Source organism: Paludisphaera mucosa (assembly GCF_029589435.1).
Lineage (GTDB): Bacteria > Planctomycetota > Planctomycetia > Isosphaerales > Isosphaeraceae > Paludisphaera > Paludisphaera mucosa.
Genome location: NZ_JARRAG010000001.1, coordinates 1,611,774 through 1,625,432 on the forward strand (window position 1 = coordinate 1,611,774; position 13,659 = coordinate 1,625,432).

Below are 13,659 nucleotides of genomic sequence, written 5' to 3' on the forward strand. Positions count from 1 at the left end.
TACAATCTCACGGGCGGTCGAGGACCGCCCGGGGATTCGTGATTCCGCTTCCGATCCGTCGAGACGGGAAACGCTCATGCCGCGGGGGACGGTTCGAATCGGCATCGTCGGGGCCGGCGGGATCGTGCGTTCGCGGCACGTGCCGGGCTTCCGGGCGATCCGAGGCGTCGAGCTGGTGGGGGTCTGCAACCGCCGCCGCGACTCGTCGGCGAGGGCGGCGCGCGAGCTGGGCCTCGCCAAGACCTACGGCAACTGGGAAGAGGTCATCCAGGACCCCACCGTCGACGCCGTGTTGATCGGCGCGTGGCCCTATCTCCACTGCCCGGTGACGCTCGCGGCGCTCGACGCCGGCAAGCACGTGCTGACCCAGGCCCGGATGGCGATGAACGCCCGCGAGGCCCAGCGCATGCTCGACCGGACTCGGGAGCTGCCCGGACAGGTCGCCATGGTCGTCCCCAGCCCCTACGGCCTGGCTGGAGAGGCGTTCGTCCGTTCGCTGATCGCCGAGGGTTTTCTCGGAAACCTCCGCGAGGTCCACGTCGACGGCCTCACCGACGAACTGGCCGACCCCGAAGTCCCCTTGAGCTGGCGCCAGAAGACCCGTTATTCGGGATTCAACATGCTGACCCTGGGCATCCTCCATGAGACCGTCCAGCGCTGGCTGTCGCCGCCGGTTCGCGTACTGGCCTACGCCTCGAAACTGATCACCGAGCGATTCGACCCCGAATCGAGCAAGTTGAAGCCCGTCGGCACGCCCGACAGCGTGCAGGTGCTGGCCACCCACGAGGACGGCTCGGTCGCCACCTACCGGCTCAGCGCAGTCCTTTGGGGGGGCCGGTCGCTGAGCGTCGCACTGCACGGCTCGGAGGGCTCGCTCTTCTACGACCTGCTCAAAGACGAGATCCGCGGGGTGCGCCGCGGCGAGGAGTCGCCCCGCGTCCTGCCGATCCCCGAGGCCCTTCGCGGCGGCTGGCGGGCCGAGGCCGACTTCATCGCGGCCATCCGGGGCGAGCGGCCGGTCACGCACACCGACTTCGCGACCGGCGCCCGCTACATGCAGTTCACCGAGGCCGTCGCCCGCAGCTCGCGGCACCAGGTCCCGGTGACGCTTCCCTTGAAGGAGTTCTCCAACCCCAGCCTGTGAGCCGCCGCCCGATCAATAAGCGCTGCCGGCGACGATCCGGACGTTGGCGTACGGGCTGAACTCGGCGGTGCGGATGATCCCCTTCACGTCGAGCGACTGTTCCTTGAATTCGTGGAACGGGATCTCATCGACGTCGATCTCGCCCACGCATTTGAGGATCTCCTGGTAGAGCCTCGGGCTGTGGTCCTTGATCTCCAGGGGGACGGCGATCGCGTCGATCACCAGCTCCTCGGCGACGGCCCGGAGCACGTCGAGCAGGCGGGGGATGCCCGGGGTCAGCGTCAGGTCGATGACGTGGGCATCGCTCGGCAGGGGATAGGCGGCGTCCACGAGCAGGAGTTCGTCGGTGTGGCCCAGCTCGGCGAGCAGCGAGCAGATCGCCGGATTGAGAATGCCGCCGCGTTTCATGGGGCCTCCTTCTTGTCTGCAATGGAGTCCGGATCTTCGCGTGCGACGCGGAGGCCCGAGGTCGCCCTCGGGGCCCGACGAAGCGTCTCGCCGAGATCCTGGGACGCCCGGAGGCGCGACCGCACGACCTGAGGAGGGTTTGAGCGCCCTCGATCTCGTCAGTATAACGGTTGGTGGGGGCGTGCTCCACCCGAACGACGGCCTGAGAGGCCGCACGGCTCACGAACGACGACCCTTCACCTCCCGGAACCGAACGAGGCGCGATGCGAAGCCAGCGGGCGCGACGCCCACCGTTCCCGGCGATCCTGACGCTGGCGCTGCTCGGCCTCGTCCCGGACGCCGGCTGCTCTCGGCCTGGTACCGGCGACCTCTCCAGCGGCGATCCTCGGACCGCGCCCGCCGAGATCGACCCGGCGGTCATGCTCACGATCTCGCCCGTCGAGAAGCTGGACGACCCGAGGCTCGGCCACTTGCTCGAAGCGGCGTCGCACTGGCGGCGGTCGCGGGGGCCCGAACGCAAGGTGGTGGACCAGGTCGTCCTCGCGGCCGACGTCCCGAGCTATCTCGCGGCCGTCGCCGCCTGGGACCAGCACACGTACTTCCCGGTCCTGATCGACGACCCGACCTGGACCCTGCCGTTCCTCCGCGCCTTCCGGCCGTCGCGCGTCATCCGCCTCAAGACCGAGAGTCGTCCCCGGGGAGCGGGAGCGTTCGACGCCTGGCTGGCGGCGGCCGAGGCCGTCAGCCGATCGTGGATCAGGGACGAGCCCGAGACGACGGAATGGCCACCGTCGGGTTCGCCTCCCCGTTGGCTTGGCGCCACGCCGCCCGGCGTCGTCTTCAGCCATCCCGACAGCCCTTCCCTGGCCGGTGCCGTGGCCCTCGCGGCGGGCCGCTTCCAGCCTCTGGTCCGACTTGAGCGGATGAGCGTCGACGCGGCTTCGGGCAAGACTCCGAAGGTCCTTGGTGGGAAGGATGTGGCGACCGAGGAGCAGGCCGTGGCCCTCGCGCGCCGGGTCGAGTCGCGCGTGGCCTCGATCGCCGGTTCGTACGCCAGGCTCGGCGACGACGTCGACTTCCTCACCATGGCCGGCGACTGGCCCTATCGCTATCGCCCCGACCGCGATTCGGGCATGGTGCCCGAGGGCGGTTGCGCGCTCGACGACCTGGTCGGCCGCGTCCTCGACCCGGGGACCGTCGACCTGAACGCGGCGCGGTCGCGTTGGGCCTACGCCGGCAGGCTCCTCGGCGACCCCGCCGCGTCCGTGTACCGGGCGATGGCTTCCCTGTTCCTCCAGCCGGAATCGGCCCTCCTCTGGAATACGTATGCCGGCGGTTCCATATGGACCGACTACGAGATGAACGGCGCCTCCAAAATCCTGGGCCGGATCCGGCCCGAGGACGCGATCGCCGTCCGGGGAGGCGCGGCGGCCGACCTGGCGGCGTGGCACGCGGCCTTTCCTCCCGACGACCGGCCCGGCGTGCTACTGATCAACTCCTCCGGCGGCCCGGGCGAATTCTCGATCGCGGGCGGGCCCGGAACGGCGGCCGACGTCCCATTCGGTCCGCCCAGGATCGTCTCGATGATCCACAGCTTCTCCGCGGCCGACCCGACCGACGCCGCCACGATCGCCGGCCGGTTCCTGGAACGGGGCGCGTTCCTTTACTTCGGGTCCATGAATGAACCGTACCTGACGGCCTTCCGGACGCCATACGTCCTCTCGCTGTTGATCACCGCCGAGATCCCCCTCGGCGCGGCGCTGCGGCAGGGGCCGTTCGAGGCGTTCGGACAACCCTGGCGGCTCGCCTACCTCGGAGATCCGCTTTACACGGTCGACCCGATTGCAATCGAGTTTCGCCCCGCCAGGACGGCGCCCGACGCCGCCGCGACCCTCGCGCCCCCTCTCATCCCCCGCGTCCGCCCCGACGCCGCGGACGCAGCCGGGACCCTCGACTGGTGCCACGAGGTCGTCCTGCAGTCCCTGCTTCAGGCCCCGCCCGAGGCTGCGCCTGTGGACGTATCCGAGGTCTTGCCGGCCCTCTCGAAGCTCGACCGAGTACGGCTCGCCCCCGGCCGTCGCGGGCTGCTCGACGCGCTCCTGATCGACCAGTCGATCGCAGCCGGCGAAGCCGCGGGCCTGCTGGACACCCTGTTGAAGATCCCGGCAGCAAACCGTTCCCCGATCGTCTGGCGAGCGATCGAATCCACCGCGCTGGACCGGATAGCATCTCTGAGCCGAGTCGGAGAATTCCAGGGACTTCTGGACCTCTGGTCCCGCCTGGTGATGGGCCCCTGGCCGCCTGGTTCGCGGTATCCGGCCGAGCTGACGCGACGCGTGGCCGCCGCAGCCTCGGCCGACGCCCCGATCCGCGTCGGCCCCTTCCGGAGAAGCCTCGTCGAGGCTCGCGAACGCCTGACGACCCTGAAGATCTTGCCCGAGCGCCGGCAGATGCTAGACGAGCAACTGGAACGGATCGCCAGGCCCCCGGGCGCATGACCACCAGGGCGTGCCGGCTTCGAAACCGCCGGGCAAGTCTCCTTGCCCTTTGCTCGGGGCTCGTGTAATTTAGAGCCCTTGCGACGGGGAGGTCGGGCCCGGCCCGCTCTCGCCAACCGTCGGCGCCGTAGCCAAGTGGTAAGGCAGAGGTCTGCAAAACCTCCACCCCGAGTTCGAATCTCGGCGGCGCCTCTCGCCCCATTCAAACACATCCCACTCAGCGTGGTACGCTCGATCGAAGAGGCCGCCGGTCGATACGGCGGCCTCTTCAACGCGCCACTCGGCCGACCGGCGTTTCCGTTCGTTCCCGGGAACGGCTTCGAGTTGGCCGTCGTTTGATCCGGGTGGCCCTTAGGCACGTCGAGGATTCGGCCTCTTGCCCGCCCCGAGGAGTTCCAGGGCCGTCTCGTAGGCCTGGTTGATCTGCACCATCGCGTCGGGGTTGCCGCCCCGGTCGGGATGATTGGCGGCGGCGAGGCGGCGGTAAGCCGATTTGATCTGCTCAAGGGTGGCTTCGGTGCCCAAGCCCAGCTCGGCGAGCGCGGGATGGACGCTTTCGGGCGGTGGCGAGGCTTGGCCCGTCAAGACGTCTTTGAGGCGTTGGGACGCGGCTTTTCGTCGCTCATTTTCGATTCCAGCCCGTTCCGAATCGGTCGAAGAGTTTCGGGAGATTCGTCGGGGACGGGGCTTCGGGAATGCCCCCCGGGCGTTGCTTGCGGCCAAGGCGTCCCAGGCGGCCTGGGCGGCTTCCCTGGTGTCGTGCGGGCCCAGGTCGTAGATCGTCCGCTGCCGGGGCCAGCCGTCCTCGCGGTAGCTCTGCACGACGCGCCAGTACGTCCGGCCGCCCGACTTCCGGAATCGCAGGAACATCGCTCGCCCCCAGTCCTCGCCGCGTTCACGGGCCTGACCGTCCCGAATGCGATGCGCCTACTCCCCCGCGCCCTTCGCGGAATTTTTGTAGGTCGTCCGGCTGAGTTCCTTCGCCATCCGGGAATGCGCACGCTCGACAGGGGCTTCGAGCAGGGTGCTCAGAAGCTCGGCCAGCGTCGTCTTCCGATAGGCCGCGATCACCCGGGCCTGGTCGACCAGCCGTCGATCGAGCTTCACAGGGACGTCGTCGCGATATCCCCGCGGCCGTCCCGCCCCACGCTTGGTCTCGGACATGGCTCGCCCCCGCATCACGACCGCCCGCACGAACCGCCCCGCTATGCTATCGAAACGAGATCGACTCGTCGACTCCGAGTCAGAAAATACCCGGTCGCCTAGTTACGGGGATCCGTAAAACATCCGGTAACCTGCAATTCTGGTAACCTGGATACCATGTGATGCAACCCAACGCCTACGGGGCGGCATCCACCCGGAAAGCGCTTCCCAGGCTCGCAGGCGATCGCTCCGCTGGCCCGACGGGGGGGCGTCGAGCCGGGAGATGCTCGATCCCATCCGACGTCGAAATGGCCATCCGGTCTTGTGGGAGTTGCGGCAGGCGTTATAACCCCGATCGACGGAAAAACGGGAGGCATCTCGCGCGCCTCGTCCCGTCTCGTCATCGCGGCGGCCCGGCGCCCCGGCGGCATGGCGGGCCCAGGGTCTGCACACGGCCGCGGTCCATGGCGGCTGCGACGAACTCCACGGGTCTTTCTAACCTAAGCTCGAGGGTCGCCGTCTGGATCGAAGGCGCGGTGCTGGGACGACTCGCATGGCACTCCTCCTCTGATCATGCTATGATCAGGATGGGAAATGTCCGATAACAGGCCAAAGCATGGACGAGGCGGACGACCCGAGTCTTCCCCCGATCGCGGTATCCCATCTGCTATTCGCTTTCTTTCCAGGTCGGGTCGCTGAGCTTTGGACGGTCGAGTCGACCCGACGATCCACCGGACCGGATCGTAACTTGCGTAGGATGCTTCATTGCCTTACCTTGCAAGGAAACGGATTTGGTCGGAGCCCAGGCGGGGCGTCCGTCGTGAGTACGCCCGGACGCCGGGGGGCGGCGATACCTCTGCTGCATCCTTAGGCGTCATCCCATGAACGTACTCGAAAGCATGCAGAACTACGTCGAGGGCAATCTGTCCCTCCTGATCTCGGTCGAGCAGAGCTGGCAGCCGACCGATTACCTCCCGGACCTCACGGGCGACGACTGGTCCGAAAACCTGAAGCGGTTCCGCCAGGAGGCCCTATGCCTCCCGGACGACCTCCTCGTCGTGCTCGTCGGCAACATGATCACCGAGGAAGCTCTGCCGAACTACGCGATCTCCCTGGAGCGCGTGGCGCGAGACCCGACCGGCACGACGGACACGCCCTGGGCCGTGTGGCTGCGCGGCTGGACGGCCGAGGAGAATCGCCACGGCGACCTGCTCAACGCCTATCTCCGGCTCACCGGCCGAGTCGACATGCGGGCGGTGGAAGTTACGACCCAGAACCTGATCCGCAACGGCTTCTCGTCGGGCCACGAGGGCGACCCCTATTCGGGGCTCATCTACGCCTCGTTCCAGGAGCGTGCCACGCGGCTGAGCCACGGCAACCTCGCCCGGCTCGCCTCCGCACGCGGCGAGGCGAACCTCGCCAAAATCTGCCGCAAGATCGCCGCCGACGAGGCCCGACACGAGATCTTCTACACCCGCGCCGTCAACGAGCTGTTCGATCGCGACCCCGAGGGGGCGATCCTCGCCTACCGGACGACCCTCAAGAAGCTCGTCGCCATGCCTGGCAGCCGGATGGACGACGGCCGCGGCCCGGGGCTTTTCGATCATTACACCGCCACGGTCCAGCGCACGGGGGTCTACACCTCGCGCGACTACGCCGCGATCATCCGCCACCTGAACACGGCCTGGGGCCTGGAGAACCGTTCCTTCTCGGGCAAGGCGGCGAAGATCCAGGACTACCTCTGCCTCCAGCCCGAGCGTTACGAACGCCTCGCCTCCGAGATCGAGAGCCGGGCCGTGGGCCAGCCCCCCTTCCCGTTCTCGTGGGTCCACGACAGGTCGGCCTGATCGGAGCCACGGCTCCGGCTTGCGGCCAACGGCGTCGGCGATCAGAATCGATCGTTCGTCGCGACGGATCATCCCGATACGCCCGCCGTCCCTCCCCTCGGTCGCGACCGACGCGGGAGAGACGACGGCTCGATGGATCGCCCATTCGGCGGTCCAGCACCAGGAGTCGCCCATGCCTTCTCTCTCCGACGTCGTCAGGGGCGTCATGGCCCTCGGCCTCTCGATGGTCGCCCTGTTCGCCGGAACCGAGGTCCGCGGGGAAGCGGGGGCGAAGGCGGGCCACCTGGTCATCTGCGGCGGCGGCGGGCTCCCCGATCCGGTGCGGGCCCGGTTCGTCGAGTTGGCGGGCGGGCCCAGGGCGCGGATCGTGGTCGTACCCACGGCCAGCGAAGACGCCGACGCCAAGGGGCGGGAATTGGAAGAGTTCCTGGAGCCCTGGAAAAAGCGCGAGGTCGCGTCAGTGACGCTGCTCCACACTCGCTCACGTGCCGAGGCCGACAAAGCCGAGTTCGCCGCCCGGCTCGACGAGTCCGACGGCGTCTGGTTCAGCGGCGGCGATCAATCGCGGGTCACGGAAGCCTACCTCGGCACCGCCTTCGAGTCCGGCCTGCGCAGGCTCCTCGCCCGAGGCGGCGTGATCGGGGGGACGTCGGCGGGGGCTGCGATCATGTCGCGGGTCATGATCACCGGCGGTGCGGAGAAGGCGACCGTCGGCGTGGGCTTCGGCTTCCTGCCCGACGTCGTCGTGGATCAGCACGCGCTGCGTCGGAGTCGCCTCAATCGCCTCGTCGGCGTCCTGACCGAACACCCAGAAGTGGCCGCCGGCGTCGCCATCGATGAAGGGACGGCCTTGATCGTCGACCTGGGCGCGAAGCGATGGAAAGTCGATGGCGCGTCTTACGTCGTGGTCCTGCGACACGTCAAGGAGGCTCCGCCCCCCCTGCGGATCGACGTCTTTCACGCGGGCGAAGAAGGCGACCTCGGGACCTGGCGGGTTCAGGCCCGCTAGCGGGCCTCGTCATCGACGGGCGGCGAGGCCGGCACCTCATTCCCGGCCTGTCGTCCGATCCGCTGGATCCGGCTGCGGTCGAGGCCTTTGAGGGCGCTCCATTCGCGCAAGGCTGCTTCGGTCGAAATCTCATGGGGGGAGTCGGCCATGGGCAGGGCCCACCAACCCGTCGGGAATCCGCCGGAGTAGCCGTTGATGGTCGGGACGCCGGCCTCGATCCCGGCCCACATGGCGTCGACCCCGTAGAACATGAATAATTCGTCATTTTCCGGTCGATAATAGAACGACTCCGCGGACGGGTCGATCCGGCGGGCGACGTCGTCGATCCGGGCTCGGCTCAGGGCGACGTCGTAGGTCTTCGTCGTGCCCGTCTGTTCGGCCAGGCAGAGCAGGGCGAGGCCCCAGGCCGCGGCCCCCCATCGGCCCCGGTCGAGCCGTTGCACCATCGCCGCGATGCCGAGCGCGGCGGGGAGGACCATGATGAGCACGACCCGGCAAGGAACCCGGATGGCCTGAGATCCGGGAATCCAGGGCGAGCAGGCGAGCCAGAGCGAGTTGTGCCCGTAGAGCAGGATCACCAGCGGGAACGCGACGAGCAGGATCCTGAGCTGCCACACGGCGCTCGGACGCAGCCGCTCCGACGCGCCGGCCGCCCATCCCAAGGCCGCCCCCAGGGCCGCGCCGGTCAGGATCCATGGCCGGCTCTCGAATGTCAGCCAGATCGCCGACGCCAGCACGAGACCGATCGTCGCGGAGGTCACGAAACGCCGACGGGCGGGCTGGTAGAATCCGAAGAGCAGCGCCGGGGGGGCGAGCACGCCCGCCATAGTCGCCGCCGTCGGGATCGCCAGGGAGTTCAACGCCAGGATCGCCAGGATGGAGGCCGGTGCGAACTGCTTGTCGATGAGGCCAGGACGCGATGCGACTCGGACGAAGCAGAAGACCATCATCACCACCGTCAGCGTCCGCATCACGTCGTTGAACGGCGAAGCCGTCAGAAGGAACGCCGTCGCGAGCGCAAACGCCGCCGCCCCCCGTTCGGACCAGTCGGGCTCGCGGAACAGGCAGCCCAGGGCGAAGCAGACGGCGACCGCCGCGAGATTCGCGACCTGCGGGCCGGGCACCATCGTCATCGTCGCCAGCCCGAGCAGCATCGTGGCGAGCGCCACCCGGATCAGCGGCCGACCTCGGCCCAGGTAGAGGCCAACCCCGCAGGCGGCCGTCGTCAGGTAGCCGATCCCCAGGTGATGTTCCCAGGGAAACGGGTTCGATTTCAAGGGCCAACGTCGCTCGACCCAGCCCCACATCCAGTTCCCTTCGCCGAGGCTCCACCAGGACTCGGTCGTCGGATGCGCGTAGATCTGGATCTGGTTGAAGTTGGATCCGAATTCGCGGGCCGCGGGGAGGTAGTGCGTCAGGAACGGGATGAGCGCGACGGCCGCCACGAGCGCGCCCGTCGCCGCCGCCCACCAATCCCGCCTCGCAACCTCCAGCACCGCGTCGCGTGAAAGCTTCAGGACGATCGCCGCGGCCGCCGTGAACGCAAGCCCGACGCCGAAGAACCACCCGAGGTAGACGCCGCCGTATAGCTGCGCCGCCACGGCCAGCCCGATCGCGACCCAGCACGCCGCTCGCTCGCCCGCGCCGATCTTCGGCGCGCGGAAGATGCGGCAGAGCGCGTACAGCGCCAGGATCTGGTAGAAGAACGGGACGAGCTGCGCATGCCCGAGCTGGTTGACCCGGGGCGCCCCGAAGGCGATGAGTCCGGCCCCCGCGGCCGTGGCCGGCGCCCCGAACCCGAGCCCTTTGCGGAAGAGCAGGACGCCCGCCGCGTAATTCAAGGCCGTGGCCGCGATCAGGAAGGCGCCGAACGCCGTATCGGGTGCGAGCCCGGCCAGCCGCATGGGCCAGTACAACGGCCCGTAACTGAGCATCGAGTCCGAGAAGGCGATCACGTTCGGGACGGGATGGAAGAAGGGGGCGTCCCAGAACCGTTCGTGGCCCGGCGTCCGCCTCGCCCAGAGCCATCCGTGCTCCAGCAGATAATTGAGGAGCCGGCTGTCCCCGAGGTCGGTCTGGATCTTGCGGAATCCCGACAGCAGCATCGGGTGATGGGCCGCCGCGACGCCCGCGAGCCCGACCGCCGTCACGAGCGCGCCCCGGGCGATCCGCGCGGGTCGGTCCGCTTGCAACTGCGGCAGGGAAGGATCGTCGACGTCCGCAAGTCGATCCATGAAGACCTCCTCGCCTGTGACACCGAAGGATTTCGCCCGCTCATCCTAAACCTCCTACGCCTGTCAGGCAAGCGTCTTCGCGACGGCTTTCCGGTCAGGTCGACCGCCGAATCCTCGCATGAACCGGGAGGGCACGGGGTCGCGTCGGGGGCCGAGGGGACGAAAAGCCACGTCATCGAGATCGACAGGGGTCGGCTCCAGCGTCTGGCGAGGGGGGACGGCTCCATGCGATACTCGATGTGCAGGCACGTTTCGACCCGCCCCCCGATCGAGCGGGCGCCGCGTCCCGGGCCCGGCATGCGAGGCCGCCCATGGAGCCCACAAGCTCCTCGAGTATCCCCGTCGAGCTCTCGGAGGACGACCTGCGCGGCGTCGAGCGCGTCGTCCAGCGCCTTCGCCGGGCGAGGCGGGTGCTCGCGGTCACGGGAGCCGGCATGTCGGCCGACTCCGGTATGCCGACGTATCGCGGCGTCGGTGGCCTTTACCGCTCGGAACGGCCCACGGCCCACGGCTTCTCGATCGAAGAGGTCCTCTCGGGCCCCATGTTCCGGGAGCGGCCCGAGCTCACCTGGAACTACCTGAAGGAGATCGAGCGGGCCTGCCGGGGAGCGCGGCCGAACCGCGGGCACCGCGTGCTCGCCGAGATGGATGGCTATTTCGACTCCGTCTGGGTGCTCACCCAGAACGTCGACGGGCTCCACGGCGCGGCCGGCTCGCGGCACGTCCTGGACGTCCACGGCGACCTCCACGAGATCCTGTGCACGCATTGCGACTACCGGACGCGCGTCGAGACCTACGACGGTTTCGCCGACCCGCCGTACTGTCCCTCCTGCCGGAGCGTACTGCGGCCGGACGTCGTCCTGTTCGGCGAGTCGCTCGACCCCCGCAAGATCCGCCAGCTCGAGATCGAGCTGGTCCGGGGTTTCGACGTGGTCTTCAGCATCGGCACGAGCAGCCTGTTCGACTACATCGTCGCCCCGCTCCGGATGGCGCAGGCGGCGGGGAAGACGACCGTCGAGGTCAACCCCGACTTCACTGCCATGTCCGGCCTCGTCGAGGTCAAAATTCGCGCCCGCGCGGCCATCGCGCTCGATCGGATCTGGGAAGGCCACCTGGAGTGGTGGCCCCACACATGAGTCGCCGGCCCCGATCAGGGGACGGGGATATGGTCGAGGATCTTCATGAGGACGTCGTCGACCGAGAGGCCCTCGGCGTCGGCCTCGTAGCTGACCATGATGCGGTGGCGAAGGACGTCGCGCGCCAGCGACTTGACGTCGTGGGGCGTGACGTAGTCGCGGCGGTTGAGGAGGGCGTGCGCGCGGGCGGCGCGGACGAGCGAGATCGTGGCGCGGGGGCTCGCCCCCAGTTCGATGAGCGGGGCCAGGCCCAGGCCGTAGGCCTCGGGGTCTCGGGTCGCGCGGACGAGGTCGACGACGTACTCCTTGATCGAGTCCGCCACCCGGACGGAGGCCGTCAGCCTGCGGAGCCGGATCACGTCCTCCGGGTTGAACAGGGGGGGCTCGTCGTCGGGCCGGGATTCGGGCTGCGAGGTCTCGGCGACGCTGGGGAGGTCGAGCATCGCCAGCTCGGCGGCGCGGTCGGGGTAACCGACGAGCACCTTGAACAGGAAGCGGTCGAGCTGGGCCTCGGGCAGGGGGTAAGTCCCTTCGTGCTCGATCGGGTTCTGGGTGGCCAGCACCCAGAAGGTCTCGGGGAGGATGATCGTCTCGTCGCCGACCGTGACCTGTCCCTCCTGCATCGCCTCGAGCAGCGCGCTCTGCACCTTCGCCGGGGCGCGGTTGATCTCGTCGGCGAGCAGGACGCTCGTGACGATGGGGCCGGGGCGGACGTCGAAGGTCCCGCTCGAAGGGCGGTAGATTTGAGTCCCGGTCAGGTCGGCCGGCAGCAGGTCGGGAGTGAACTGGATGCGGCGGAAGGGCAGGTCGAGGGCCTGCGATAGCGCGCGGACGATCCGCGTCTTGGCGAGGCCGGGGACGCCCTCGACGAGGACGTGCCCCCCCGCGAGCAGGGCCACGATCAGCTTCTCGATGAGCGGTCGTTGCCCGACGACCACCGTTTCGAGACGCTCGATCAGCAGCCCGAGGCCGTGATGAGCGTCTTCGAAAGGGGCCTCGGGCGCGATGGTTTCTGGGATGGACATCGGGACGGGCACCGGCCGGGATCGGGACGTGAGGGTCGACCTAGCGGTTCGCCCTGCGCTTCTCCATCAGCTTCCGCAGGATCTCGGTGGCGGCGTCGCTCGTGTCCTTGAACTGCTGATTCGCGCCGCCGGTGTTGGCCGGACCCGCCGCGGCCCCCTTGGCCGCCTGCTGCTGGGCCTTCTTGGCGGCGTAGAAGGGGTTCGACTCGTCGACGAACTCCTCGACGGCCTCGGCCTCGCCTTCCTCTTCGTCTTCTTCCTCCTCGTCGTCGTCCGCGGTCTCGTCGTCTTCGTCTTCCTCCTCCTCGTCGTCCTCCTCTTCCTCATCCTCTTCGGGTTCGTCCTCGTCCTCCTGGGCGATGGGGACAGGGGCCGGTGGCTTGGGGGGGGCGGCGGAGGCGTCCGCGGCGTCCTTGAACGCGGCGATGGTGATGGTGTCGCCGCCGTAGACGTTGGTGGGAACGTCGGAGCCGCTGCCCGTGGCTTCGCCGACGAGCCAGGCGTCGATCTCCTCGTTCAGCACCTCTTCGGGGGCCGACTTTCCGCCCTTGGGCGGGGCCGCGGCGGGGGGCTTGGGCGCGGCCTTGGGGGCCGAGGCGGCCGCCTTGGGCGGGGCGGGAGCGGGCGCCGGCGCCTGGGCCGCGGGGGCGGCCTTGGGCGCGGCCGGCTTGGCCGCGGCGGCCGGCGTGGGAGCGTCCTGGATCGAGACGGCGAAGGTGAGCGGGCCGACCTGGACGAGGTCGCGGTCCTTCAGGGCGCAGGGGCCGGTCGTCAACGCCTTGCCGTTGACCAGCGTGCCGTTGCGGCTGCCCAGGTCGGCGACCGAGACGACGCCGTCGACGATCGTGAATTCGGCGTGTTCGCGGCTGACTTGCTCGCTGTTCGGCCGCAAGTGGCAGGTCTCGCCCCGGCCGATTTTGAACTTCGAGCTAGCCAGGGGGATCACTTTCCCCTCGGGCTTGCCCCGCACGACGATGAGCTGAACTTTCATGAGAACCGTCCCGACCTTCTCGGTCAACAACGATTGGGGGGGGCAACGTCCACGCACCGCGGTCGCAAACCGTCAGAACCGATTATGACCGAAGCCGCGGCCCAGGACCACGCGAGGGGGGATGAACTCATCCTCGCTTTTCCGGAACGCGGCGAGTCTTCATGTTGGTCGACGGCGCGCCGGCTCGCTCGTTCGATGGCCGGGCCGCGCCGAGTTCGATCGGC

The 13,659-nt window shown here is 68.9% G+C and carries 11 protein-coding genes and 1 tRNA gene; 6 read left to right on the forward strand and 6 right to left on the reverse strand.

Features of this window, described 5'->3' with window-relative positions; translation table 11 throughout:
• The first annotated feature begins 76 nt into the window (after positions 1–76).
• Complete coding sequence (locus tag PZE19_RS06605; RefSeq protein ID WP_277859781.1) at positions 77–1,144, forward strand: Gfo/Idh/MocA family protein; 1,068 nt, start codon at positions 77–79, stop codon at positions 1,142–1,144.
• A 12-nt stretch (positions 1,145–1,156) separates the two neighbouring features.
• On the opposite strand, the gene rbsD is transcribed toward PZE19_RS06605, so the two are convergent.
• Positions 1,157–1,552 carry a D-ribose pyranase gene (gene rbsD, locus PZE19_RS06610; RefSeq protein WP_277859782.1) on the reverse strand — a complete coding sequence of 132 codons (396 nt, stop codon included), beginning with the start codon at positions 1,550–1,552 and terminating at the stop codon, positions 1,157–1,159.
• Positions 1,553–1,815: 263 nt separating this feature from the next.
• Between rbsD and PZE19_RS06615 the strand changes: the two genes are divergently transcribed.
• Together PZE19_RS06615 and PZE19_RS06620 are read left to right on the forward strand one after the other, a co-directional pair.
• A complete protein-coding gene (locus PZE19_RS06615; RefSeq protein ID WP_277859783.1) occupies positions 1,816–4,050 on the forward strand; it encodes a hypothetical protein in 2,235 nt (744 codons plus the stop codon).
• A gap of 121 nt (positions 4,051–4,171) precedes the next feature.
• Positions 4,172–4,242, forward strand: a tRNA-Cys gene (locus PZE19_RS06620).
• A 159-nt stretch (positions 4,243–4,401) separates the two neighbouring features.
• Here PZE19_RS06620 and PZE19_RS06625 read toward each other — a convergent pair.
• Positions 4,402–4,920: a J domain-containing protein gene (locus tag PZE19_RS06625; RefSeq protein ID WP_277859784.1), complete on the reverse strand. Its 519-nt coding sequence runs from the start codon at positions 4,918–4,920 to the stop codon at positions 4,402–4,404.
• A 57-nt stretch (positions 4,921–4,977) separates the two neighbouring features.
• Positions 4,978–5,214, reverse strand: coding sequence for a hypothetical protein (locus PZE19_RS06630; protein ID WP_277859785.1), 237 nt, complete (start codon positions 5,212–5,214; stop codon positions 4,978–4,980).
• An 860-nt stretch (positions 5,215–6,074) separates the two neighbouring features.
• Here PZE19_RS06630 and PZE19_RS06635 point away from each other — a divergent pair.
• Both PZE19_RS06635 and PZE19_RS06640 read left to right on the forward strand, forming a co-directional pair.
• Positions 6,075–7,040 (forward strand): acyl-ACP desaturase, encoded by a 966-nt coding sequence (locus PZE19_RS06635; RefSeq protein WP_277859786.1) that lies wholly within the window; start codon positions 6,075–6,077, stop codon positions 7,038–7,040.
• A gap of 172 nt (positions 7,041–7,212) precedes the next feature.
• Entirely contained in the window at positions 7,213–8,049 is an 837-nt protein-coding gene (locus PZE19_RS06640; protein ID WP_277859787.1) for a cyanophycinase, read from the forward strand.
• Here PZE19_RS06640 and PZE19_RS06645 read toward each other — a convergent pair.
• A complete protein-coding gene (locus PZE19_RS06645) occupies positions 8,046–10,283 on the reverse strand; it encodes a hypothetical protein (protein WP_277859788.1) in 2,238 nt (745 codons plus the stop codon). The genes PZE19_RS06640 and PZE19_RS06645 overlap by 4 nt on opposite strands.
• A gap of 311 nt (positions 10,284–10,594) precedes the next feature.
• On the opposite strand from PZE19_RS06645, the gene PZE19_RS06650 reads away from it, so the two are divergent.
• Positions 10,595–11,419: an SIR2 family NAD-dependent protein deacylase gene (locus tag PZE19_RS06650; RefSeq protein ID WP_277859789.1), complete on the forward strand. Its 825-nt coding sequence runs from the start codon at positions 10,595–10,597 to the stop codon at positions 11,417–11,419.
• Between the two features lie 14 nt (positions 11,420–11,433).
• Here PZE19_RS06650 and PZE19_RS06655 read toward each other — a convergent pair whose 3' ends face one another.
• Together PZE19_RS06655 and PZE19_RS06660 are read right to left on the reverse strand one after the other, a co-directional pair.
• Complete coding sequence (locus tag PZE19_RS06655; RefSeq protein ID WP_277859790.1) at positions 11,434–12,444, reverse strand: AAA family ATPase; 1,011 nt, start codon at positions 12,442–12,444, stop codon at positions 11,434–11,436.
• Positions 12,445–12,484: 40 nt separating this feature from the next.
• Positions 12,485–13,435: an FHA domain-containing protein gene (locus tag PZE19_RS06660; RefSeq protein WP_277859791.1), complete on the reverse strand. Its 951-nt coding sequence runs from the start codon at positions 13,433–13,435 to the stop codon at positions 12,485–12,487.
• Positions 13,436–13,659 lie beyond the last annotated feature (224 nt).

Coding starts and splice junctions, on each gene's coding strand:
- PZE19_RS06630 (WP_277859785.1), bottom strand. CDS start 5,214: ATGTCCGAGACCAAGCGTGGGGCGGGACGGCCGCGGGGATATCGCGAC.
- PZE19_RS06650 (WP_277859789.1), top strand. CDS start 10,595: ATGGAGCCCACAAGCTCCTCGAGTATCCCCGTCGAGCTCTCGGAGGAC.
- PZE19_RS06635 (WP_277859786.1), top strand. CDS start 6,075: ATGAACGTACTCGAAAGCATGCAGAACTACGTCGAGGGCAATCTGTCC.
- rbsD (WP_277859782.1), bottom strand. CDS start 1,552: ATGAAACGCGGCGGCATTCTCAATCCGGCGATCTGCTCGCTGCTCGCC.
- PZE19_RS06625 (WP_277859784.1), bottom strand. CDS start 4,920: ATGTTCCTGCGATTCCGGAAGTCGGGCGGCCGGACGTACTGGCGCGTC.
- PZE19_RS06640 (WP_277859787.1), top strand. CDS start 7,213: ATGCCTTCTCTCTCCGACGTCGTCAGGGGCGTCATGGCCCTCGGCCTC.
- PZE19_RS06655 (WP_277859790.1), bottom strand. CDS start 12,444: ATGTCCATCCCAGAAACCATCGCGCCCGAGGCCCCTTTCGAAGACGCT.
- PZE19_RS06605 (WP_277859781.1), top strand. CDS start 77: ATGCCGCGGGGGACGGTTCGAATCGGCATCGTCGGGGCCGGCGGGATC.
- PZE19_RS06645 (WP_277859788.1), bottom strand. CDS start 10,283: ATGGATCGACTTGCGGACGTCGACGATCCTTCCCTGCCGCAGTTGCAA.
- PZE19_RS06615 (WP_277859783.1), top strand. CDS start 1,816: ATGCGAAGCCAGCGGGCGCGACGCCCACCGTTCCCGGCGATCCTGACG.
- PZE19_RS06660 (WP_277859791.1), bottom strand. CDS start 13,435: ATGAAAGTTCAGCTCATCGTCGTGCGGGGCAAGCCCGAGGGGAAAGTG.